The sequence below is a fragment of the Levilactobacillus yiduensis genome (assembly GCF_024718525.1).
GTDB lineage: Bacteria > Bacillota > Bacilli > Lactobacillales > Lactobacillaceae > Levilactobacillus > Levilactobacillus yiduensis.
On the sequence record NZ_JAMXAZ010000018.1, the window covers coordinates 1 to 20,267 of the forward strand.

Annotated in this window: 27 protein-coding genes; 1 reads left to right on the forward strand and 26 read right to left on the reverse strand. The window is 50.6% G+C overall.

Annotation, left to right across the window (positions count from 1 at the left end; translation table 11 throughout):
• Positions 1-559: 559 nt before the first annotated feature.
• The 4 genes from lplA to NGM66_RS09980 form a co-directional block, all read right to left on the reverse strand.
• Entirely contained in the window at positions 560-1,579 is a 1,020-nt protein-coding gene (lplA, locus tag NGM66_RS09965) for a lipoate--protein ligase (protein ID WP_208909209.1), read from the reverse strand.
• A gap of 60 nt (positions 1,580-1,639) precedes the next feature.
• Positions 1,640-3,046 carry an APC family permease gene (locus NGM66_RS09970; RefSeq protein WP_208909208.1) on the reverse strand — a complete coding sequence of 469 codons (1,407 nt, stop codon included), beginning with the start codon at positions 3,044-3,046 and terminating at the stop codon, positions 1,640-1,642.
• 184 nt (positions 3,047-3,230) lie between these two features.
• A complete protein-coding gene (locus tag NGM66_RS09975) occupies positions 3,231-3,707 on the reverse strand; it encodes a hypothetical protein (protein ID WP_208909207.1) in 477 nt (158 codons plus the stop codon).
• Positions 3,691-3,825, reverse strand: a complete 135-nt coding sequence (locus tag NGM66_RS09980; RefSeq protein WP_258115594.1) for a hypothetical protein — start codon at positions 3,823-3,825, stop codon at positions 3,691-3,693. Before NGM66_RS09980 ends, NGM66_RS09975 begins: the two co-directional genes overlap by 17 nt.
• 582 nt (positions 3,826-4,407) lie before the next feature.
• Between NGM66_RS09980 and asnA the strand changes: the two genes are divergently transcribed.
• Complete coding sequence (gene asnA, locus NGM66_RS09985) at positions 4,408-5,415, forward strand: aspartate--ammonia ligase (RefSeq protein WP_208909206.1); 1,008 nt, start codon at positions 4,408-4,410, stop codon at positions 5,413-5,415.
• Between the two features lie 68 nt (positions 5,416-5,483).
• On the opposite strand, the gene NGM66_RS09990 is transcribed toward asnA, so the two are convergent.
• The 22 genes from NGM66_RS09990 to rpsE form a co-directional block, all read right to left on the reverse strand.
• On the reverse strand, positions 5,484-6,476 hold the full coding sequence (locus tag NGM66_RS09990) for an NAD(P)H-dependent flavin oxidoreductase (protein WP_208909205.1): 993 nt from the start codon (positions 6,474-6,476) through the stop codon (positions 5,484-5,486).
• A gap of 68 nt (positions 6,477-6,544) precedes the next feature.
• Complete coding sequence (locus NGM66_RS09995; RefSeq protein ID WP_258115595.1) at positions 6,545-7,072, reverse strand: TetR/AcrR family transcriptional regulator; 528 nt, start codon at positions 7,070-7,072, stop codon at positions 6,545-6,547.
• A 129-nt stretch (positions 7,073-7,201) separates the two neighbouring features.
• A complete protein-coding gene (locus NGM66_RS10000; RefSeq protein WP_258115596.1) occupies positions 7,202-7,336 on the reverse strand; it encodes a hypothetical protein in 135 nt (44 codons plus the stop codon).
• A gap of 123 nt (positions 7,337-7,459) precedes the next feature.
• Positions 7,460-8,125 carry a potassium channel family protein gene (locus tag NGM66_RS10005; protein WP_208909203.1) on the reverse strand — a complete coding sequence of 222 codons (666 nt, stop codon included), beginning with the start codon at positions 8,123-8,125 and terminating at the stop codon, positions 7,460-7,462.
• Positions 8,126-8,137: 12 nt separating this feature from the next.
• Positions 8,138-9,490, reverse strand: a complete 1,353-nt coding sequence (locus tag NGM66_RS10010; RefSeq protein ID WP_208909202.1) for a TrkH family potassium uptake protein — start codon at positions 9,488-9,490, stop codon at positions 8,138-8,140.
• Between the two features lie 197 nt (positions 9,491-9,687).
• Positions 9,688-10,080 (reverse strand): 30S ribosomal protein S9, encoded by a 393-nt coding sequence (rpsI, locus tag NGM66_RS10015; RefSeq protein WP_011668466.1) that lies wholly within the window; start codon positions 10,078-10,080, stop codon positions 9,688-9,690.
• 14 nt (positions 10,081-10,094) lie between these two features.
• Positions 10,095-10,538 carry a 50S ribosomal protein L13 gene (gene rplM / locus NGM66_RS10020; protein ID WP_208909201.1) on the reverse strand — a complete coding sequence of 148 codons (444 nt, stop codon included), beginning with the start codon at positions 10,536-10,538 and terminating at the stop codon, positions 10,095-10,097.
• Positions 10,539-10,676: 138 nt separating this feature from the next.
• Positions 10,677-11,474: a tRNA pseudouridine(38-40) synthase TruA gene (gene truA / locus NGM66_RS10025; RefSeq protein ID WP_208909200.1), complete on the reverse strand. Its 798-nt coding sequence runs from the start codon at positions 11,472-11,474 to the stop codon at positions 10,677-10,679.
• Positions 11,475-11,484: 10 nt separating this feature from the next.
• Positions 11,485-12,285 (reverse strand): energy-coupling factor transporter transmembrane component T family protein, encoded by an 801-nt coding sequence (locus tag NGM66_RS10030; protein ID WP_208909199.1) that lies wholly within the window; start codon positions 12,283-12,285, stop codon positions 11,485-11,487.
• Entirely contained in the window at positions 12,278-13,150 is an 873-nt protein-coding gene (locus tag NGM66_RS10035; protein ID WP_208909198.1) for an energy-coupling factor ABC transporter ATP-binding protein, read from the reverse strand. Before NGM66_RS10035 ends, NGM66_RS10030 begins: the two co-directional genes overlap by 8 nt.
• Positions 13,126-13,962, reverse strand: a complete 837-nt coding sequence (locus NGM66_RS10040) for an energy-coupling factor ABC transporter ATP-binding protein (RefSeq protein WP_208909197.1) — start codon at positions 13,960-13,962, stop codon at positions 13,126-13,128. Before NGM66_RS10040 ends, NGM66_RS10035 begins: the two co-directional genes overlap by 25 nt.
• Positions 13,963-14,264: 302 nt before the next feature.
• Positions 14,265-14,648 (reverse strand): 50S ribosomal protein L17, encoded by a 384-nt coding sequence (rplQ, locus tag NGM66_RS10045; RefSeq protein WP_020090123.1) that lies wholly within the window; start codon positions 14,646-14,648, stop codon positions 14,265-14,267.
• Positions 14,649-14,678: 30 nt separating this feature from the next.
• Positions 14,679-15,629 (reverse strand): DNA-directed RNA polymerase subunit alpha, encoded by a 951-nt coding sequence (locus tag NGM66_RS10050; protein WP_208909196.1) that lies wholly within the window; start codon positions 15,627-15,629, stop codon positions 14,679-14,681.
• A gap of 87 nt (positions 15,630-15,716) precedes the next feature.
• On the reverse strand, positions 15,717-16,106 hold the full coding sequence (gene rpsK / locus NGM66_RS10055; RefSeq protein ID WP_125574870.1) for a 30S ribosomal protein S11: 390 nt from the start codon (positions 16,104-16,106) through the stop codon (positions 15,717-15,719).
• Positions 16,107-16,123: 17 nt separating this feature from the next.
• Positions 16,124-16,489 (reverse strand): 30S ribosomal protein S13, encoded by a 366-nt coding sequence (gene rpsM, locus NGM66_RS10060; protein ID WP_208909195.1) that lies wholly within the window; start codon positions 16,487-16,489, stop codon positions 16,124-16,126.
• Between the two features lie 25 nt (positions 16,490-16,514).
• Entirely contained in the window at positions 16,515-16,634 is a 120-nt protein-coding gene (gene rpmJ / locus NGM66_RS10065; RefSeq protein ID WP_011668476.1) for a 50S ribosomal protein L36, read from the reverse strand.
• A 29-nt stretch (positions 16,635-16,663) separates the two neighbouring features.
• The gene (infA, locus tag NGM66_RS10070; RefSeq protein ID WP_011668477.1) at positions 16,664-16,882 is read right to left on the reverse strand and encodes a translation initiation factor IF-1; all 219 of its coding nucleotides are present in this window, start codon (positions 16,880-16,882) and stop codon (positions 16,664-16,666) included.
• Between the two features lie 164 nt (positions 16,883-17,046).
• The gene (locus NGM66_RS10075; protein WP_308707515.1) at positions 17,047-17,697 is read right to left on the reverse strand and encodes an adenylate kinase; all 651 of its coding nucleotides are present in this window, start codon (positions 17,695-17,697) and stop codon (positions 17,047-17,049) included.
• Positions 17,698-17,786: 89 nt separating this feature from the next.
• Positions 17,787-19,097, reverse strand: coding sequence for a preprotein translocase subunit SecY (gene secY, locus NGM66_RS10080; protein ID WP_208909194.1), 1,311 nt, complete (start codon positions 19,095-19,097; stop codon positions 17,787-17,789).
• The gene (rplO, locus tag NGM66_RS10085; RefSeq protein ID WP_125574874.1) at positions 19,097-19,531 is read right to left on the reverse strand and encodes a 50S ribosomal protein L15; all 435 of its coding nucleotides are present in this window, start codon (positions 19,529-19,531) and stop codon (positions 19,097-19,099) included. Before rplO ends, secY begins: the two co-directional genes overlap by 1 nt.
• 35 nt (positions 19,532-19,566) lie before the next feature.
• The gene (gene rpmD, locus NGM66_RS10090; RefSeq protein ID WP_125574875.1) at positions 19,567-19,749 is read right to left on the reverse strand and encodes a 50S ribosomal protein L30; all 183 of its coding nucleotides are present in this window, start codon (positions 19,747-19,749) and stop codon (positions 19,567-19,569) included.
• A 14-nt stretch (positions 19,750-19,763) separates the two neighbouring features.
• On the reverse strand, positions 19,764-20,267 hold the full coding sequence (gene rpsE / locus NGM66_RS10095) for a 30S ribosomal protein S5 (protein ID WP_125574876.1): 504 nt from the start codon (positions 20,265-20,267) through the stop codon (positions 19,764-19,766).

Here is a 20,267-nt window from a genome sequence, read left to right on the forward strand (position 1 = left end):
AAGCATCATTTATTTAAGTTAGATACATATTATATGTACGAAGGCATTTCGTTTACACAAGATTCTTGACGCTACCGATTTATTTCTGTTTTTAATTAACTTGACCATTATAGGGGTTACACCTTAAGGCAACTTAAGTTCCGCTCAACCTTAAGAAAAAAACAAAGCGTCACCGCCGTAGCAGTGGCGCTTCTCCGGTTGTTAAATTGTGTGGACTGGCCGCCTACCGTTCGGCAAATATGGGACTGGAACGCTGTGGGCGGACCGGACCGAGCCTGAGGAGCGGTCTCGGTCTCGCTTTGAGCCAATAGCCCGCGTCTCAAAGACGCCAGTTCCCTAAGCGGGTAAAGAACCACCCACTAAGGGAACTTCCACGGCTGAACCCATATTTGGCGAACTCTCGGCTACGATTGCTGATAACCAATCGCCAACTTGTCTAGCGCAATTGCTGGCTTTTCAGTTGAATTAGGACTAACACAACATCAAGCCCTAACTCGCCGACACTCTAGATGGCTCAGCCCTAGTTTCACCCATTACCCTGGTAGCTACCAACTCAGGACTAGGCTTGCGGCTGCTTACTCAGTAGGTCGACCAAATCAGTGGCCGGAATCTTGCCGAAGTAGCTAGGAACATCTAGGTCGTCGAACACGGCTTGAATGGCCGCTGGCGAATAGGCGACGCCGGTCAGCTTGGCCGTGACGTCTTCAATCGGTAATTGGCCGAAGAAGTCGCCGTGGATTTGAATGGCCTTGATCTTGCCCCCATCGACGTCCAGGTCGAACTCGACCGTGCCTGCTGGGAAATGTTGCCGGCGGTTCAGGGAATAGGCCGGATCATTGCCGTAGATCCAATCCCAATTGTTAAAGTACTGGTCAGCGAGTGCCTTCACGCCCGCTTGATCCTCAGACGTCAATTCGTAGTGATGGGCCTGCGTCAGGTCAGTCACCCCGAGGATTTCCTTGGCCAAGGTGTCGCGGAATTCTTCAATCGTCAGATTTTGGAATTCGGGTGCACAGTACGGTTTCAAATTGGTGACCCGGCTCCGTACCGACTTGATGCCCTTGGTCGCCAGCTTGTCGGCCGGTACCTGTAGGGCGTGTGCAATCTGCGTTTGATCCACGTCATACATCAAGGTGCCGTGAGAAAACATGCGGCCATTTTCCACGTGCATGGCGTTGCCGGAGAACTTCTTACCGTCAATCGTCAGGTCATTGCGCCCAGTCATTGCCGCGCCGGTCGCCCCCATTTGATGAAGGGCCTTAATCACGGGATCCGTAAACCGCTTGAAATTGCCGACAGCATCCCCGTCATCCTTGGTGATGAAGCTAAAGCTGACATTGCCCAGGTCATCGTAGACCGCACCACCCCCGGAAGTTCGCCGGGTCAAGATGATGTTGTGGTCCTTGACATACTGCTGGTTAATTTCTGCCAGCACATTTTGGTAGCGCCCCACAATGATGCACGGTGAGTTCACATAGAAGTACAGGATGGGCTCCGTCAGGTCGGCGTGCTCCATCAGGTAGGTCTCAATCGCTAAATTTTGTCGAATATCTAAACTTGGACTTGCTAAGTAACGCATCCAGTCATCCCTCTCGAATAGTCTGTCAATATTCTACCACAAAATGAAAGCGTTACCGTATCAGGCGTTCAACCGCACGCGGCTGTGATGATAGCCATAGCTCACGTAGACGATCAATCCAAGGACGACCCAGACGCCAAAGGCTTGCCAGGTAAAGGCTTGCAGCTGCGTCATCAAGTAGACACAGGCTAGGAATGAAGCAATCGGCAGATACGGATACCAGGGCACCTTAAACGAGGTATCCAGGTTTTTGAAGCGTTCGTCATGCCGTAAGAAGACGATGCCCAGAGACACCATGGCGAAGGCCGACAACGTCCCGATGTTAACCAGTTCGGCAATCTTGTCAATCGGGATCACAGCTGCAAAGAGACTGGCCACGACGCCAAAAATCCAGGTGTTGGCGACCGGCACGTGGGTCTTGGGATTGAGCCGTTTCAGTGGTGCCGGTAACAGGCCATCCCGACTGATGGCAAACAACAACCGAGTTCCGCCGTAAGACATGACGATCAGCACCGTGGTCATCCCCACGATAGCCCCCAGGGAGATCACGCCGGACGCCCAGTTTTGATGGACCAAGGTCAACGCCAGGGCCACTGGATCAGCGACGCCCAACTTGGTGTAGTGCACGACGCCCACCAGAACAGCGGACAGGCTAATGTACAGCACGGCCGCCACCAGCAGTGAACTGATGATACCAATTGGCATGTTGCGCTTGGGGTCCTTGACCTCTTCGCTCGCGGTCGATACGGCGTCAAACCCAATGTAGGCGTAAAAGGCCACGGCCGCACCCTTGAAGATACCGCTGGTCCCAAATGGCAGGAACGGGTCATAGTTGGCTGGCTTCACGTAAAAAATGGCAATACCGATAAATAACAGAATAACCAGAATCTTCACGATAACCATGATGTTGTTGATGCGGGCGGATTCTCGAATCCCCTTGGACAACAGCCACGCCACCAGCATGGTGATCACCAGTGCCACGATGTCGACGCCACCACCATGTACGCCGGCAGTGCCGGCCGCTGCCTGAAAGAAGTTGGGCAACTTGATGCCGAATCCTGCCAGCAGATTTTGAAAGTACGACGACCAGCTGACGGCCACCGAGGACACCGCGAATAAATATTCCGAGATCAGGGCCCAGCCTAAGATCCAAGCGGCAAATTCACCGAAGACGGCATACACATAGGTATAGGCACTCCCGGCCAACGGAATCGTTGAGGAGAATTCTGAATAACACAATGCCGCCATCGCACAGACCACCACGGCAATCAGGTAAGACAACATGACCCCCGGCCCAGTGTAGTTCGCCGCAATCAGCCCCGGTGTAATGAAGATCCCGGAACCGACAATGGCGCCAATCCCCATGGTCGTCAGACTAAAGGCGGTCAGCGTCTTCTCCAGCCCAGTCTTCTTGTATAAGTCCGTTTGCACCTGCTTTTTAATAAAGAGTTGCCGTGGTCGTCCCACTGACATCCCCTCCTTCCAAATATTTAATTAGAATACGATTAAAACTAATTTATATATTCTAATTTCATTTGGCTAAGATGTCAATAGACAATCCGCTGAAAACGTTTTGTTCCTAGGATTATTCGCCCTGATTTTCTTGTCAACCCTAAAATTATTTACATCGATTTTTTTCACAGAAGCGTAGTTAGATCCGGGGGCGTTCCCGCCGACCACCGCCCGCTGGCGCCTGGTCCAGAAACGCGCTGAGCTTATTTTCAAAGGCGGCCTGCTTACTGGGAAGTTGCGGCCGCTGCTGCGCCAACTGGACCAGACTACGGTAACCGGCCGTTCCCCCTAGCTGTGTCACCTTATGGTCCCGGTCGGCCACGACCTGCGCCACCACCGTCAACGCGTTATTCAGGCCATACTGAAAGCACCGTGTTTCCGCCGAATAGCGCCGGTGGCGGTCTTGCGTGATCGAGATGTCATAACCGACTCGGTGCCGGGATTTTTGCCCCATCGGGTGGTCGCTGATCCGAATCTCCTTTAAGACGTCGTGGTCCAGGTGCAAGTAGAGACTGGGCGTCCGGTGATGGGTCATGGTCACGTGGATGCCGGCGTTACGCAATTGCACCAATAGCGTATGAATCAGCCGCCGGATCTGCTCATCGTCTGGGTTCATCGGCGGCCTCCTTTACGCGGATCCGGTCGGTGACGGTCTCCCCCATCTCAAGGGTGCGGGCCGCGCCATTCAGCTGGCCGTTCAAGGTAAACAAGTCTTCAAAATGCATGTTGGTCATCCCCTACTCCTAAAAGTTAGTCCCAGCATACCGTGCTCGTGACGACTGGTCTAGACCCACGCATTTAGCTACAGATAAACTTAAACTCTAATAATTTAATTTATACCAACCGCCATTGGAAAATTTATTTCCCCCGTGGCGGCGCGCTATTTTTACTATAAATGTCCGCGACACACGTCAGTCGTCTCCGGAAAAAATCTCGTCAAATTTTAATTTAAGTATTTACAATTTGAAAATTGGTGCTAGTATTAATGCCACAAGATAAAAAACGCAGGAAAGACCAGTACGTTTGATCACCCCGTCAGTGAGTTGGGAACTAGTGCAAACCCAATCGGCCGTGAGCTTACCGAATAACACTTTCTTAGTTGCTGCCTGAAATGACGTTGTCACGTTAGGGTAAGCCGTTAACCGGTACGTTACCATCGGTAGAGTATGTTTGTACTCTAATTGAGCTGGCCGATCATCTGGATCGACAACTTGGGTGGTACCGCGAAAAGGTTTTTCGTCCCTTGATTCTACAAGGGATGGAAAACCTTTTTGTTTTATCTTAAAAAAATTGGCCCACAAAAGGAGAACGTGCTTATGCATTTAATCATTCCAAAATCATACGATCCAAAATTATCCGTTCGGGAGACCCAGACTGCGATTCGCTACATCCGGGAAACCTTCCAAGAAGAATTTGGTCAGCAATTAAATCTGTCGCGGCTGTCCGCACCAATGTTTGTCGAAAAGTCAACTGGCCTAAACGACAACTTGAACGGGGTCGAAAAGCCGGTCTCCTTTACCATGGCCGACATGGGCGACGAAACCATTGAAATCGTCCACTCCCTGGCCAAGTGGAAACGGGTGGCCCTGAAGCGTTACGGCTTCAAGATGCACGAAGGCCTCTACACCAACATGAACGCCATTCGTAAGGACGAGGACCTGGACAACTTCCACTCCGCTTACGTGGACCAATGGGATTGGGAAAAGGTCATCGCCAAGGACGAACGGACCGAGGAAACATTGAAGCAGACGGTGCGGACCATCTTCAAGGTCATCAAGCACATGGAACACGAGGTGTGGTACAAGTTCCCTGAAGCCGTCCACCACCTGCCAGATGAGATTCACTTCATCACGACGCAAGAACTGGAAGACATGTACCCCACGATGACGCCGCGCGAACGGGAAAACGCCATTGCCAAGAAATTGGGCTGCGTCTTTCTGATGAAGATCGGTGACGCCTTGAAGAGTGGCAAACGTCACGACGGCCGGGCCCCCGACTACGACGACTGGACGTTAAACGGCGACATTTTGTTCTGGTACGAACCGTTAGACCAGTCCATCGAAATCTCCAGCATGGGGATCCGGGTCGACGCTGCGGCCATGAAACGGCAATTGAAGTTAGCACACGCCGAAGACCGCGCCAAGCTGCCTTACCATCAAATGGTCTTGAACGAAGAAGTTCCTTACACCATCGGCGGTGGCATTGGCCAATCCCGCTTGTGCATGCTGTTGCTGGGTAAGGCCCACGTCGGTGAAGTACAAGCTGCATTGTGGCCACAGGAAATGATTGATCAATGTGAGGCTCACGGGATTCATTTGTTGTAAACGATTGTATTAAAAGAGCACCCCCAAAGGACGGCTGACGTCTCTCCTGGAGGTGCTTTTTGAATTCTCTATGACTTAGCTAATTCTGGAAATGAAGCAACTTGACGTAACACGCGAATGCCCTCTTGATACGTATCCGCTAAAATCTGCGCCACTGTTTTCTGTTCATTAACGAGCGGCGCAATCTGACCAGCCATTACAGCGCCTTTGTCCGTCACATTCCCCTGTTCAGATGCTTCTCGAAGTGAACTAGTTGCCACCGCTTGTAATTTCTCAGCGGCAACGCTAGGCTTATCTGACTGCTCAATCTGGGCCATTCTCTTTGATAAGTCATTTTTCAACTGCCAGCACGGTGCGCCCGTGGATGCTCCTGTCATAGTGACATCGCCATCAACCGCATGAACAACGGCATCCTTGACGTTTTGGTGGGTACTGCCTTCCGTGGCGACCATGAATGCCGTCCCCATTTCAATACCGGCATACCCAAATACTCTGGCTGCAGCGTAGCCCTGACCATCGGCGATCCCGCCAGAAGCCACTAAAACGGCATGCTTCACCACTGCACGCACTTGCGGTAACAGGGCAAACGTCCCCTCTTTAGAAATGTGGCCGCCACCTTCCCAGCCTTTGGCAATAACGACATCAGCACCACACTCATCAGCCACCTGAGCTTCTTGACTCGTCATGACTTTCGTTAATACCGTCATCCCCAAGGCGTGCCAACAATCAAACCATTTTTGCGTAAAATCATGGACTAGCCCAGAAAAATTATCCGCATAGATGTAGCCGACCTGTTCTCGGGCGGCAATTTCTGTGATCCGTTCTAAATTGGCTTCTGCTTCAGGAAACAGTGTCACGTTGATGGCAAACGGCTTATCGGTCAATTTCCGGGTTGCCTTAATTTCTCGTTCAACAACCTCAGTTGGTGCGAAGCCAACACCCAGAACACCAAAACCACCGGCATTGCTAACCGCACCTACCAGTGGTGCCATCGAGGTCCACGCCATCGGGCCACAAATAATCGGGTATTTTACATTCAAAGCGCTTTCAAGAGACTTCATCAAAATCACTCCTCATTTAGAATACCCTAAGTGTAGCGAGTCTTGCGGCAACAAGGTAGACACTTTTGCTAATCTGTCAAAAGCTTGGCGAGCCCTTGGAAAACACAGGTGTTGATCACCTGAACTAAATCCGCCTCAGAGACGTCTTGATGCTGAAAGAACCAGAGAATCGTCGCAATCATCGAAGCCGCGAACAACTGCGAAAAGTAATCCTGTTGCTGCGGCGGTGTTTTCGGCCAATAACGGCGGACTTGTTCCGAAATAGATTGGGCGACTTGATCCTGAAACTCGGCACGCAAATGCAGCTGCGTGCGTTGAATGGCAAATAGTCGGCGAATATCATCTTGCTTCGACCGTAAGACACGCAAACTTTCTGCCGTCGTTTGCATGTTCATCGTGTGTGCACTCGTAAAGACCCGGCTCACGTGTAAGATTACATCCTCTAACTGCGCGGATAGGGTCTCCCGGGCAAGGTCATCCTTGTTATCAAAATAAACGTAAAACACCGTCCGCGTCACCCCAGACTGCCTCATGATGGTCCGCACCAACAATTTTTCGTATGGCGTGGTCTTTAATAGCACTAAAAACGTCTGCATTATTCTATCGTCTTCCACGGTCATCGCCCTTTCCCAGCACCACCTAAAAGTACCATCCGTTTACCCCATATTAGGCGATAAACAGGTGGCACTATTTTATAAACAACTTACAATCTCTCACAGCGATGTCTATCGCGCAATTCCCAACTGCTTGCGAGCCTCTTCAGCTGAAACTGTTCCACCTTGCTCAGCCTTTTTGAGCTCAGCTAAGAGCGCCTGATCAATGTCTTCACGATTGTACTCGTCTCGATTGACCTGAACCATCGTCCTCACCCACCTCATTGATTTGCTCAAATATACCATATTCATCAGGCAAAGCAACAGTCTTCATCACGCTCCTACCAGCTATCAACCGACCAAATCATTAGCTGATTAAATAGCTATAGCTTATTTCTTCAACGTCGCATCAAGCTTCTCCACATTGGCAATCGGCCCGACCACCGTCAGTACGTCATGGAGCTGCACGATGTCCGTTGGTTGCGGGGAGATGTTGATGGCGTGGCCGTGCTGGATGGCAATGACGGTCAGGTCAAAGCGCCGCCGTAAGTCGAGCTTGACCAGGTCCTGGTTGACGAAGTTAGGATCGGTAATGACGACCTCGGCCAACGTGTACTCATCACTCAGGTCGATGAAGTTCAGGATGTGATTAGACAACAATTTGCGCACGATGCTGTGCCCCATGTCCCGTTCGGGGAAGATAACCTGGTCCGCCCCCACGCGTTTCAACACGCGCCCATGATCGCTGGTTTCAGCCTTGGCAATCACCTTCTTGGCACCCAGTTCCTTGGTCAACATGGTCGTCAGAATGCTGGCCTCCATGTTGTTGCCGATACCGACGATCACGTAATCAAAGGTATCGATGTTCAGGCCGCGCAGCACGTCTTCATCCCGAGTATCCGCAATCAAGGTCTGCGTGGCGATGTCCATCATCTCGTTGACGGGCTCTTCTTTGACGTCGACCGCCAAAACATCCTGATGGGACGCCACTAGTGTTTGCACGACGCTTTGGCCAAACCGGCCGAGCCCCAGCACCGCAAAACTCTTTTTCGTCATTTCAAAAACTCCTTAGCCAATTAAAATGTTTTCTTCAGGGTAACGAATCTGGTTGAACTTGGTCTGCCGCTTCGATAACGAGTACAGCGACGTGAAGATACCGACCCGCCCAACAAACATCAGCAGCATGATGACCAATTTGCCGATGACCGTCAGATGCGGTGTCAATCCCAGACTCAGGCCAACCGTGCCGAACGCCGAGAGCACCTCAAAGACGATGTATTCCAGGCCAAAGCCCTTAGGAATCCGCTCCGTTTGCGTCAGGATCAAGGTCGCGACCACGACGACCACGCTGGCCAAAAAGACCAGCAGTAAGGCCCGGCTGATATTGGTTTGGCTGAAGCGCCGCCGACTGAACTCAACGTCCTTTTTCCCCCGCAGCTGCGCAATGCTTTGCAGCATCAGGACACCGAACGTGGTGGTCTTGATCCCACCGGCCGTCGATCCTGGCGTCCCACCGACGAACATCAAAATCATCAACAGGAAAATACTCCCAGCTTGCAAGTCGTTGGTCGGCAAGGTCACCAGCCCCGCGGTTCGCGGCGTTACGCTCAAGAACAGCGTATTGACTGTCCGGTTGAACCACGACGTGTGCTTGGGCAGCAGTGACAGGTCCTTTTCCGTGACCAGCAACAGCAAGAAGCCCACCACGAATAACGTGCCCGTCGTGACCAGCGTCAACTTGGAGTTCAAGCTCAGGCGTTTGCGCTCATGGAACAACAGCAGGTCGCGCCAGACCAGGAAGCCCAGGCCCCCACCAATAATCAGGAGAATCGTCACAATCAACAGGTAGGAGTCACTCTGAAATCCCATCAGACTGTTGCCGAAGATATCAAAGCCGGCATTACAAAAGGACATGACGGAATGGTAGACCGACGCGTACAGGCCCCATTTCCAGCCGTAACGCGGAATGAAGTCAAACATCAGTAACAGTGCCCCACCGACCTGAAAGAGCGCAGAGAGGCCGACAACGTACTTCATGACGCTCTTGGTGTCGCTCAGGTTCTCCAGGTTCAGGGATTCCTTGACCATCAGCTGCGTCGACAGGTCCAGATTACGCCGAATAATGTTAAACAACAAAACGGCAAAGGTCATGTAGCCCAACGCCCCCACTTCGGAGAGCACCAGAATCACGACCTGACCGAAAAACGACCAGTGCTCGGCCGTGTTGACCACCGTTAGTCCGGTGATACAGGTCGCCGACGTCGCCGTAAACAACGTATTAATGAAGCTCGTCCCCCGCATGCCGTTGGTTGCCACGGGCAGGCTCAGCAGGATGGTCCCCACCGTGATCAGGAGAATGAAGCCCCAGACCATCTTTTTTGACAATGTATCGAATAATTTTGAATGCGAAATTTTTTCCATAAGTCTTCCAGTCCTATTAAGCTATTCTCTTCAGCTTAAGCCAAACGTAGCGGGAAAACAATACCCATTTCGCCTGGAATTTACGATGGGCGAGCGTACCGGTGACCAATCGTTTCGGGGTTATCGCTTTCACAATGAATACAAAAAATCCCCACCAAATAACTGGTGAGGATTTCCCAATTGCTAATATCGAAATATTAACGCTTGGAGAATTGTGAAGCCTTACGTGCCTTCTTCAGACCTGGCTTCTTCCGTTCCTTCATCCGGGCGTCACGAGTCAAGAGACCCGCACGCTTCAGCGGACCACGGAAATCTGGGTCAACTTCGAGCAATGCCCGAGCGATCCCGTGACGAGTTGCGCCGGCTTGACCGGAGAAACCGCCACCGCGCACAGTAACTAATGCATCATAGTTACCAAGCGTTTCCGTAACGTTGAATGGTTGTAAGACAACTTCCCGAATACTTGCGAATGGGATGTAGTCTTCGATTGCCTTGTTGTTCATAACGATTTTACCTGAGCCGGGTACTAAACGTACACGTGCAGAGGAGTTTTTACGACGGCCAGTGCCGCGATATTGAACTTGTGCCAATTTGGTTTTCCTCCTTAGATAAGGTTAGTAATGTCTAATACTTCTGGCTTTTGTGCTTCGTGCTTGTGGTCTGCACCAGCGTACACGTGAAGCTTCAATGCCATTTGGTGACCTAAGGAGTTCTTAGGGAGCATACCTTGTACAGAAGTTTCGATCAATTTTTCTGGGTTCTGTTCCCGGAAGTTACCAGCAGTCCGTGACTTCAAGCCACCAGCGAAACCAGAATGGTGGTAGTAGACTTTATCGTTGGCCTTACGACCAGTTAAAGCGATTTTTTCAGCGTTGATGACGATTACGTTATCACCAGTGTCCACGTTAGGGGTGAACGTTGGCTTGTTCTTACCACGTAATACAGAAGCAACGACTGAAGCAAGCCGACCTAAACTCACGTCGGTTGCGTCGACAATGTACCATTTGCGGTCAATGTCGTTAGGTTTTGCCATATAAGTTGTACGCACGTTAAATTCCTCCATAAATCTGTGTTTGTCTGACACCAAGTAAACTTTCCGGGGCTTATCGTGGGGCAAACAATACCAACAACCATAATACAAAGTTTTTCCCATAAAGTCAATGATTGTTTGCCCCTAAACCTAAAATTACCGTTGATGTTGCGGCAATTTCGTCGGATGTTCGGGGTCCTCCCCCTGATAATACACGTGTTTTAAATACAGGCCAGCCGCCGGTACGGTCCGCCGTGCCTGCTTGCGATCTTTGACCTGATACAGCCGCAAGATGTCGTGGACCGGCCGCGTTCCCGAGCCGATTTCGACCAGCACGCCGACCATGATGCGGACCTGATTGTACATGAAGCCATTGCCGTAAAATTCAAAGACCAATTCATTGTTGGCGTGATCGATGTGGCAAGTGGCCTCGTAAATGGTCCGGACAAAGGTCCGTGTCTGCGCGCCCGAGGCAACGAAGCTGGTATAGTCGTGCTCACCCACCAGATCTTTTAGGGCGATGTTGATTTTGTCCAGGTCAACGGGAAATTTCCACTGACCGGTATAGTGGCGTTTGAACGGGTTTCTGAACTCGCCCATGTCCATGCGGTACAGGTAGCGTTTGCCAGACACATCATAGCGCGCGTGAAAGTCAGCGGAGACCAGCTCGACCTTTAGGACCTCCATATCCATGGGTAACATGCTGTTTAAGCCCTTGCGCATGTTGTCCGCGGGAATCACGAAGGGAAAGTCGAAGTGGGCCACCTGGGCCAGCGCATGGACGCCTGCGTCGGTCCGCCCTGAGCCGTAGATAACGATGGCGGGATCAGGGTTCTTGGCCATTTTGTTAACGACCTTGGTCAAGACGCTTTCCACGGTCCGTTTATTGGGCTGCCGCTGGAACCCGGCAAAGTCGGTCCCGTCATACATAAAGGTTACTTTGTAGCGTTGCATTCAGTTCCTCCTACCAACGACGACAAGCGAGAATCGCCGCAAATCCAATCAAAAATAAAATCCAGGTTATCGTGTCACGCTTTTGCCAGGTCAAGATGCGGTACTGGCTCCGGTGCTCGCTGTCTTGATAACCGCGCGCTTCCATGGCCGTTGAGAGATCTTCGGCCCGGTTGAAGGCACTCATGAACAACGGCACCATCAACGGAATCAGGGCCTTGGCTTGCTTGAACAGGCCGCCCTCCCCGAAGTCGACACCACGGGCGCGTTGGGCGTTCATGATCTTGGTCGCCTCATCCATCAGCGTTGGCACGAACCGCAGCGCAATCGACAGCATCATCGCCAGCGTGTCTACGGGCACGTGGAGCCACCGCAGCGGCTTCATCAGCGATGCCAAGCCAGTTGCAATATCCAGCGGCTGCGTCGATAACGTTAATAACGTCGACATCATGATAATCAACAGGAACCGGATGAAGATATAACCAGCATTGATCAGCCCGAACTGACTGATGTTGATGAAGGCCCAGTGAAAGTAGGTGTGCCCACCCACGGGGCTAAATAAGAGCTGTAAGACCACGGTGAACACAATCAGCCACAGCAGCGGCCGAATGCCCCGTAGAAAGAAGCCTAGGCTGATTTTAGACGCCAGGATCGACCCCAACGTCAGTCCAATCAAAATCAGATAACTCCACGGATTGTTCGCCAGAAAAACTAAAATAATATAGCAAAAACTCAGCATTAATTTGGCCCGCGGATCTAAGCGATGCACGACCGAGTTCAGGGGCAGGTACCGCCCAAAGATAAATTTAGACATGGTCAGCCCCCTTTGCTGGCCAGCGTGCCGCAATTTGGTCGGCCAACTGGTCGGCCGTTAGCGGCAGGGTGTCCCAGGTCAAGCCACGTTGGCGTAGCTGTTGGGCAAATTGGGCGGCACGGGGCACGTCCAGCTGGTTGGCACGCAACCAGTCGGGATCGGCGAAGACCTCGCTAGGCGTGCCAAATTTGACCAGCTTACCTTCCCGCATGACCGCGACCTGTTCGGCGTACTGGGCGACGTCTTCCATCTGGTGAGTCACCAGCACGATGGTCAGCCCCTGTTCACGGTGGAGCCGCTCAAAGAGCCCCATCATGGCTTGGCGACCCTGGGGATCGAGTCCCGCCGTCGGTTCGTCTAAGACCAAGACTTGGGGCTTCATGGCCAAGACACCCGCAATGGCCACCCGCCGCATTTGCCCGCCGGAAAGCTCAAATGGGGAGCGTTCCGCGTAACTGGTATCAAGACCCACTGTCGTCAACATCTCGTCGGCCAACGCATTGGCATCGGCCTCACTCATGCCAAAGTTCTTCGGGCCAAAGGCAATGTCTTGACGAATCGTTTCCTCAAAGAGCTGACTCTCAGGGAACTGAAAGACCATGCCGACGTGTTGCCGCAGCGGCTTTAAGGCCGCGTTGGTCGTCGCCGGGGTGACGGTAAAGTCGTCAACGTGGATCGTCCCCGCGCTGGGTTTATACAACGCGTTGAGTTGTTGGATCAGCGTGGATTTGCCACTCCCCGTATGTCCGATGATGGCCAGATAGCCATGATCCGGCACCTGAAAGGAGACGTCCTCGACCGCAGTGTGGGCCATGGGTGTTCCCGCCTGATAAGTATAGGTTACGTGTTCGAAAGCGATTGCCACAGCCATTCCTCCATTTCTGCCGTCGTCTGGTAAGTCGTGGGTGGGGTGATGCCCCGTTGCTTCAGCGCCGCCTGTAATTTGACCGAAAATGGCACATCCAACCCCATGTCGATCAGGGCCTCACCGCGCGCAAAAATGGTCGCCGGCTGGGCCTCCTCAATCAGCTTACCGTCGTCAATGACTAAGATGCGATCAGCACCAGCAGCCTCGTCAATGTCGTGGGTGATGGAGATCACGGTCAGGTCCTGCTGCTCACGCAACTGCCGCACCAGCGCCAACATGTCCTGGCGCCCCTGGGGGTCCAACATGCTCGTAGCTTCATCCAAGATCAAAATATCCGGGGCAATGGCCACGATACCGGCCAACGCCACCCGTTGTTTCTGCCCACCAGATAGGGAGCTGGGTTCGCGTTGCGCAAACTCAGCCATGCCCACTTCATCTAACGCCGCCTTGACCCGTGGTACCATCTCCGAGCGAGCAATCTGCCGGTTCTCCAAGCCAAAGGCCACGTCGTCTTCCACCGTGGCACCCACGAACTGGTTGTCGGGGTTCTGGAAGATCATGCCGATCTTCTCGCGCACGTCCCAGACGGTCTCGGGGGTCAGGGCGATGCCGCCCACGGTGACCGTCCCTTCCGTAAACGGCAGCAGGCCATCTAGGGACTTGGCCAGAGTCGATTTACCACTCCCGTTGTGGCCCACGATTGCCAGCCATTCACCGGTGTGGACATCAAAACTCACGTCCGTTAATGCCGGCCGCTGGTCTTCGCCATATGCATATGAAAGGTGTTTTACTTCAATGATATTTGCCATCCGCGTTTTTAATTCTCCTAGTAAAATGTCACCGCTAATTATAGCAAAGTTTTGTGAATTTCCGAAGTGTTCCGGCAAATTATCCGTAATCTCAATCCGGGACTGCGTCAGATCAAAAAAAGTGTACAAAAAAAATCACTAACAAACCAGCGGCGCTGAGGCGTTAGCCCCCATTCAAGCTAGACTCGGAAAGAATTTCCTCCATCATCGTAGCGCTCTATACCACATGGTTCTAGTGATTAATTTGTAACTATTATTCCCCGTTTAAGGACGCGGACACTCCCGAATCGCTTGACTAAAAATTAGTCAACGAATTCCAAGATGGCCATAGCAGCGCCATCACCGCGACGAGGCATCGTCTTCAAGATACGCGTGTAACCACCGTTACGATCAGCGTACTTAGGTGCCAATTCGCTAAATACCTTTTGCAATGCGCTAGTCACGACAACATCATCGCCGTCTTCTTTAACATCTGCAACCACGTTACGGATGAAAGCAGCAGCTTGACGCCGGGCGTGTAAGTCGCCTTGCTTACCCAAGGTAATCATTTGGTCAGCCGTCTTGCGAACTTCCTTAGCGCGTGCTTCAGTCGTTTCGATGCGGCCGTTCAAGATTAAACTAGTGGTCAAATCGCGTAACAAGGCACGACGTTGAGAACTAGTCCGTTGTAATTTACGGTAACTCATAACCAGAAACCCTCCTTTGAGTGTCTAAAATTAGTCTTCCTTCCGAAGTGACAAACCTAAGTCAGCTAACTTAGCCTTAACTTCTTCAAGGGACTTGCGACCCAAGTTACGAACCTTCATCATGTCTGCTTCGGTCTTGTTGTTCAATTCCTGAACCGTGTTGATACCAGCACGTTTCAAGCAGTTGTAAGAACGAACGGACAAGTCGAGCTCTTCGATGGTCATCTCAAGCATCTTTTCCTTGTGCGTTTCTTCTTTTTCAACCATGATTTCCGCATTCTTAGCTTCGTCGGTCAGGTCGACAAACATAGCCAGATGTTCGGTCAAGATCTTTGCAGCCAATGCAATGGCTTCGCTTGGATTAATTGAACCGTTTGTCCAAACATCCAGGGTCAATTTATCGTAGTCAGCCCGTTGGCCAACCCGTGCATTCTCTACTTGGTAGTTAACCCGTTCGATCGGGGTGTAAATGGAATCTACAGCTAAAACACCAATTGGCATTTCTGTATTGCGAGCTTTGTTCTCGTCAGCAGAAACGTAGCCTCGGCCCTTATCCGCAGTCATTCGCATGTGGAACGTTGCCCCATCAGCAACTGTAGCAATGTACAGATCTGGGTTCAAAACGTCAACGTCAGCACCTGCCACAATATCACCAGCAGTGATCTGAGCGGGTCCCTTAACGTTGATTTCCATCGTTTCTTCCTGATCGTCAGCACCGTTCAACTTCAGCGCAATCTTCTTAACGTTTAAGATGATTTGCGTGACGTCTTCTACGACACCTTCGACAGTCGAAAACTCATGCAGAACCCCGTCGATTTGAATGCTGGTAACAGCTGCACCAGGTAATGATGAAAGTAAGATCCGCCGTAAGGAGTTGCCTAAGGTTGTCCCGTAACCACGTTCCAACGGTTCAACAACAAACTTACCGTAGTTGTTACTCTCATCAATTTTATGAATGTTAGGCTTTTCAAATTCAATCATTCTTATCGTTTACCCCTTTCAAACCGCGTTGAGCTCCTATAAGTCAATCCCATCATGAAGGTTGCCCTCATTAATGAAACGCTCACGTTAGACCCGACGGCGCTTTGGAGGACGAGTACCATTATGAGGAACTGGGGTAACATCGCGGATAGCCGTGACTTCGATCCCAGCAGCTTGGATTGCCCGAATAGCAGCTTCACGTCCTGAACCAGGACCCTTAACAGCAACTTCTACGGACTTAACACCGTGTTCTTGTGATGCCTTGGCAGCGGCTTCAGCGGCCATTTGTGCAGCAAATGGCGTTGACTTCCGACTACCCTTGAAACCTAAAGCACCGGCAGATGACCAAGCAATAGCGTTCCCTTGAACGTCAGTGATCATAACCAAAGTGTTGTTAAACGTAGCATGGATGTGTGCAACACCGGATTCAATATTCTTTTTGACCCGACGCTTGCGACTAGTTTTTCTAGTAGCCATAAAGTGATAAACCTCCCTTACTTCTTCTTCCCGGCGATCGAAACGGCTTTACCCTTCCGAGTGCGGGCATTGTTTTTGGTGTGTTGGCCGCGAACAGGCAGTCCACGACGGTGACGCATACCGCGGTATGAACCGATTTCTTGCAAGTTCTTGATGTTCAGGCTAACTTCACGACGTAAGTCACCTTCGACCTTGTACTTGTCGACTTCGGCACGAACCTTATCTTCTTGTTCAGGGGTTAAATCACGAACCCGAACATCTTCTGAGACGCCTGCATCAGCAATGATCTTGTGTGCAGTGTTGATCCCAATTCCAAAAATGTAAGTCAAACCGTAAGCGATTCGCTTATCACGTGGTAAATCCACTCCAGCAATACGTGGCATTTAAGTGCACCTCCTATAAATTGAATTACTTACCCTGGCGTTGTTTGTGCTTAGGGTTGGCTGAGCAAATAACCATTACTCGACCCTTACGCTTGATAACCTTGCAGTGTTCGCACATTGGCTTAACTGATGGTCTTACTTTCATGAATATCCCTCCTACATCTGTCCAGGCGGTTACTTAAACCGATAAGTAATCCGGCCTTTAGACAAGTCATACGGTGACATTTCAACAGTTACTCGGTCACCAGGCAGAATCCGGATGTAGTGCATCCGAATCTTACCGGAAACGTGAGCGAGAATCTCATGACCGTTTTCTAATTCGACCCGAAACATTGCGTTAGGTAATGTTTCGGTAACTTTACCTTCGACTTCGATGACATCGCTTTTCGCCACGAAAGTACCTCCCTTTTAATTGCGTGTAAAATACACGTAAAAGCGGTGGGGACAAGGACCTGCCCCCGCCTAGCACCTGTGAATTGCGACAGCGCGCCATTTACAGGCTAAACCTGAATAAGCTTACCATAATTCTAACGAAGACGCAAGAATTAAGCGACCTGTTACAGGTTCTTCAGGATTTTTTCGATGTCGACATAAACATCATCGATGTCACGGTCACCATCAACAGTGAACAATAAGCCCTTCTTGGTGTAGTAATCCACCAGCGGCGTATTCATTTTCAGATTAACCGCTAACCGGTTCTTCACCGTTTCTGGCTTGTCGTCTTCACGTTGATAGAAGTCATGCCCACCACAGACATCACACGTGCCGGCAACTTTAGGTTGCTTGTAGAGCTTGTGGTAAGTTGCGCCACAAGTCCGGCAGATGTAACGACCAGAAAGGCGTTCTACCAAGACATCTGGTTCGACGTGAATGTTGATCACGGCGTTGATGGTCCGGTCCAGTTCAGGGCCAAAGGTGTCTAACGCTTCGGCTTGAACTAAGGAACGGGGGAACCCATCCAACATGAACCCGTCTTTGGTATCATCCTGAGCTAACCGGTCGCGAACGATACCGTTAGTGACTTCGTCCGGTACCAATTCACCCTTGTCGATAAATTTCTTCGCAGCTAAACCCATTTCAGTCTCGTTCTTCATCGCTTCACGGAAGATGTCTCCCGTAGAAATATGCGGTAAGTGGAACTCCTTGATAATCTTTTCAGCTTGCGTGCCTTTACCAGCACCCGGTAAACCCATGAGAATCAAATTCATTGCTGTCATGTTCGTTCTCCTTATTCGAAAAATTGCCCGAAAAACACAAGCAGGTGTGCTAATAGATCAACACACCCGCTGGAAACTCATTAAGCTGGTTCTGGACCTTGGATAAAGCCAACGTATTCGCGCTTCATCATCAATCCGTCAACTTGCCGCATGGTTTCGATTGCAACACCAACGACGATTAAGAGGCTGGTCCCGCCTAAACCAATTGACTCATCTAAGTCCCAAAGGTTTTGGGCTAATAACGGAATTAAGGAAATGAATCCAAGGAAGAGTGACCCAACAGTGCTGAGTCGCATCAATAAGTTGGAAACATATGACTGTGTTTCGTGACCCGGCCAAACACCAGGAATGTAGCTCCCCTGCTTTTGCAGGTTCTCAGCTAACTTTTCTGGGTTGACTTGCACGAACGCATAGAAGAACGTGAACACAATGATCAGAACAGTGTACAAAATGGCCCCATCGACCGTTTGCATATTGAAGACATCCGTTAACGTCTGGTACCAAGCATCTTGGGAGTGCGTGTTTTGGAATGCCATCAGAATAGTCTGTGGCGTTGCAATAAACGAACTAGCGAAGATAACTGGGATAACCCCAGCAACGTTAACCTTTAATGGAAGGTAGCTGCTATCTGGCGAACCAGATACCCGCCGCGTGTACTGCATAGGTACCCGCCGTTCCGCTTGCTGAACCCAGGTGGTAAAGGTCACAATGACCAGAACCAAGACGATTAAAGCAAGAACGAAAATAACACTCTTCCACATGGTGCCCGCCGAAGCGTCAACGAAGTAAGTTTGGTATACCTTGTAAACAGAAGTTGGCGTCCGGGCAATGATCCCCGCAAAGATAATCATTGAAATCCCGTTACCCAACCCACGATCGGTAATCATATCACCCATCCAAGTCGTTAACATGGTTCCCCCAGTCAGGATCAACCCGATTGAAAGGTACGTGGTAACACTTGGATTTTGGACTAATTTCAGTGAACTTAAGGCACTGAAACCAGCCGTGATCCCGATGGACTGAACGAATGCCAAAGCAATCGCTAAGTACCGAGTGGCCTGGTTCAACTTCCGCCGACCAGTATCCCCTTGCTTGCTCCATTCAACGAAACGTGGAACGATGTCCATTTGTAGCAATTGAATAACGATTTGTGCAGTGATGTAAGGTGAAACCCCCATCGCGAAGATGGAATAGTTGGTCAACCCACCACCACTGAAGGTATCTAAAATACTAACCAATCCAGAAGACGCAACGCTTTGAAGTGCCTTTGCGTTAATGCCGGGGACGGTAATATAAGTACCCAACCGAAAGACAATCAAAACCAATAGAGTAAAGAGAATTTTTTTACGAATATCTTTAATCTTAAAGGCGTTTTTCAAGCTTGATAGCATTAAATCACCTCAGTTTTACCACCAGCAGCCTCGATAGCTTGGGCGGCTGACTTGGAGAACTTAGCGGCTTTCACCGTCAACTTCTTCGTTAACTCACCGTTACCCAAGATCTTAACACCGGCCTTTTCGTTTTTAACGATACCGGCTTCAACCAGGGCAGCTGGAGTTACTTCAGCACCATCATCAAAGACGTTCAAAGCAGCTAAGTTTACGACAGCAAATTCCTTGCGGTTAATGTTGGTAAACCCACGCTTTGGGATCCGACGGTACAATGGCATTTGGCCACCTTCAAAACCCAAACGAGTCTTGCTACGAGCCTTTTGACCTTTTTGGCCACGGCCAGCGGTCTTACCATTACCAGATGAATCTCCACGGCCAACCCGGTTACGAACCTTCCGTGAGCCTTCAGCAGGTTTTAATTCATTCAACTTCATGCTATTGCGCACCTCCTTATTTAATGATATGAGAATTACTTAACTTCTTCAACCTTAATCAAATGTGCGATTTGGAAAAGCGCACCACGAGTAGCGTCGTTATCTGGTTGGATAACGGTGCTGTTTACTCGGTGTAAGCCCATAGCTTCCACAATCTTCCGCTGTTTAGGGAGGCGGTGAGCAACACTATGAATTAAAGTAACTTTTAATTGAGCCATTTTAATACCCCTCCTTATTCAGCTAAGTGTTGAAGAGAGACACCACGGAGAGCGGCAACTTCTTCAGCACGCTTCAACTGAGCCAAGCCATCAAAAGTGGCCCGAACAGCGTTGACTGGCGTGTTAGAACCTAAACGCTTGGAAGTAACGTCAGCGACACCAGCTAATTCCATGACGGAACGAACGGAGCCACCGGCAGTAACCCCAGAACCTTCAGCGGCAGGCTTGAGCATGATCTTGCCCCCACCAAATGAACCGAGAACTTCGTGAGGAATGGTCGTTCCCACGATAGGTACTTCGATCAGGTTCTTACGAGCGGCTTCAACGGCCTTACGGATAGCTTCTGGAACTTCTTGAGCTTTACCAGTACCAAAGCCAACGTGACCGTTCTTATCGCCGACGATGACAAGCGCAGCAAACCGCAGACGACGGCCACCTTTAACAACCTTAGTGATACGGTTGATAGCAACAACGTTGTCTTCAAGTTCTAACTTGTCAGGATCAATAAATTTTGCCAT

What these genes read in the sequence shown, in the direction of transcription:
- lplA (WP_208909209.1), bottom strand. Translation starts at nt 1,579, where the DNA reads ATGCGTTACTTAGCAAGTCCAAGTTTAGATATTCGACAAAATTTAGCG.
- NGM66_RS09975 (WP_208909207.1), bottom strand. Translation starts at nt 3,707, where the DNA reads ATGAACCCAGACGATGAGCAGATCCGGCGGCTGATTCATACGCTATTG.
- NGM66_RS09980 (WP_258115594.1), bottom strand. Translation starts at nt 3,825, where the DNA reads ATGACCAACATGCATTTTGAAGACTTGTTTACCTTGAACGGCCAGCTG.
- asnA (WP_208909206.1), top strand. Translation starts at nt 4,408, where the DNA reads ATGCATTTAATCATTCCAAAATCATACGATCCAAAATTATCCGTTCGG.
- NGM66_RS09990 (WP_208909205.1), bottom strand. Translation starts at nt 6,476, where the DNA reads ATGAAGTCTCTTGAAAGCGCTTTGAATGTAAAATACCCGATTATTTGT.
- NGM66_RS09995 (WP_258115595.1), bottom strand. Translation starts at nt 7,072, where the DNA reads ATGCAGACGTTTTTAGTGCTATTAAAGACCACGCCATACGAAAAATTG.
- NGM66_RS10000 (WP_258115596.1), bottom strand. Translation starts at nt 7,336, where the DNA reads ATGGTTCAGGTCAATCGAGACGAGTACAATCGTGAAGACATTGATCAG.
- NGM66_RS10005 (WP_208909203.1), bottom strand. Translation starts at nt 8,125, where the DNA reads ATGACGAAAAAGAGTTTTGCGGTGCTGGGGCTCGGCCGGTTTGGCCAA.
- NGM66_RS10010 (WP_208909202.1), bottom strand. Translation starts at nt 9,490, where the DNA reads ATGGAAAAAATTTCGCATTCAAAATTATTCGATACATTGTCAAAAAAG.
- truA (WP_208909200.1), bottom strand. Translation starts at nt 11,474, where the DNA reads ATGCAACGCTACAAAGTAACCTTTATGTATGACGGGACCGACTTTGCC.
- NGM66_RS10030 (WP_208909199.1), bottom strand. Translation starts at nt 12,285, where the DNA reads ATGTCTAAATTTATCTTTGGGCGGTACCTGCCCCTGAACTCGGTCGTG.
- NGM66_RS10040 (WP_208909197.1), bottom strand. Translation starts at nt 13,962, where the DNA reads ATGGCAAATATCATTGAAGTAAAACACCTTTCATATGCATATGGCGAA.
- rplQ (WP_020090123.1), bottom strand. Translation starts at nt 14,648, where the DNA reads ATGAGTTACCGTAAATTACAACGGACTAGTTCTCAACGTCGTGCCTTG.
- NGM66_RS10050 (WP_208909196.1), bottom strand. Translation starts at nt 15,629, where the DNA reads ATGATTGAATTTGAAAAGCCTAACATTCATAAAATTGATGAGAGTAAC.
- rpsK (WP_125574870.1), bottom strand. Translation starts at nt 16,106, where the DNA reads ATGGCTACTAGAAAAACTAGTCGCAAGCGTCGGGTCAAAAAGAATATT.
- rpsM (WP_208909195.1), bottom strand. Translation starts at nt 16,489, where the DNA reads ATGCCACGTATTGCTGGAGTGGATTTACCACGTGATAAGCGAATCGCT.
- rpmJ (WP_011668476.1), bottom strand. Translation starts at nt 16,634, where the DNA reads ATGAAAGTAAGACCATCAGTTAAGCCAATGTGCGAACACTGCAAGGTT.
- NGM66_RS10075 (WP_308707515.1), bottom strand. Translation starts at nt 17,697, where the DNA reads ATGAATTTGATTCTCATGGGTTTACCGGGTGCTGGTAAAGGCACGCAA.
- secY (WP_208909194.1), bottom strand. Translation starts at nt 19,097, where the DNA reads ATGCTATCAAGCTTGAAAAACGCCTTTAAGATTAAAGATATTCGTAAA.
- rplO (WP_125574874.1), bottom strand. Translation starts at nt 19,531, where the DNA reads ATGAAGTTGAATGAATTAAAACCTGCTGAAGGCTCACGGAAGGTTCGT.
- rpmD (WP_125574875.1), bottom strand. Translation starts at nt 19,749, where the DNA reads ATGGCTCAATTAAAAGTTACTTTAATTCATAGTGTTGCTCACCGCCTC.
- rpsE (WP_125574876.1), bottom strand. Translation starts at nt 20,267, where the DNA reads ATGGCAAAATTTATTGATCCTGACAAGTTAGAACTTGAAGACAACGTT.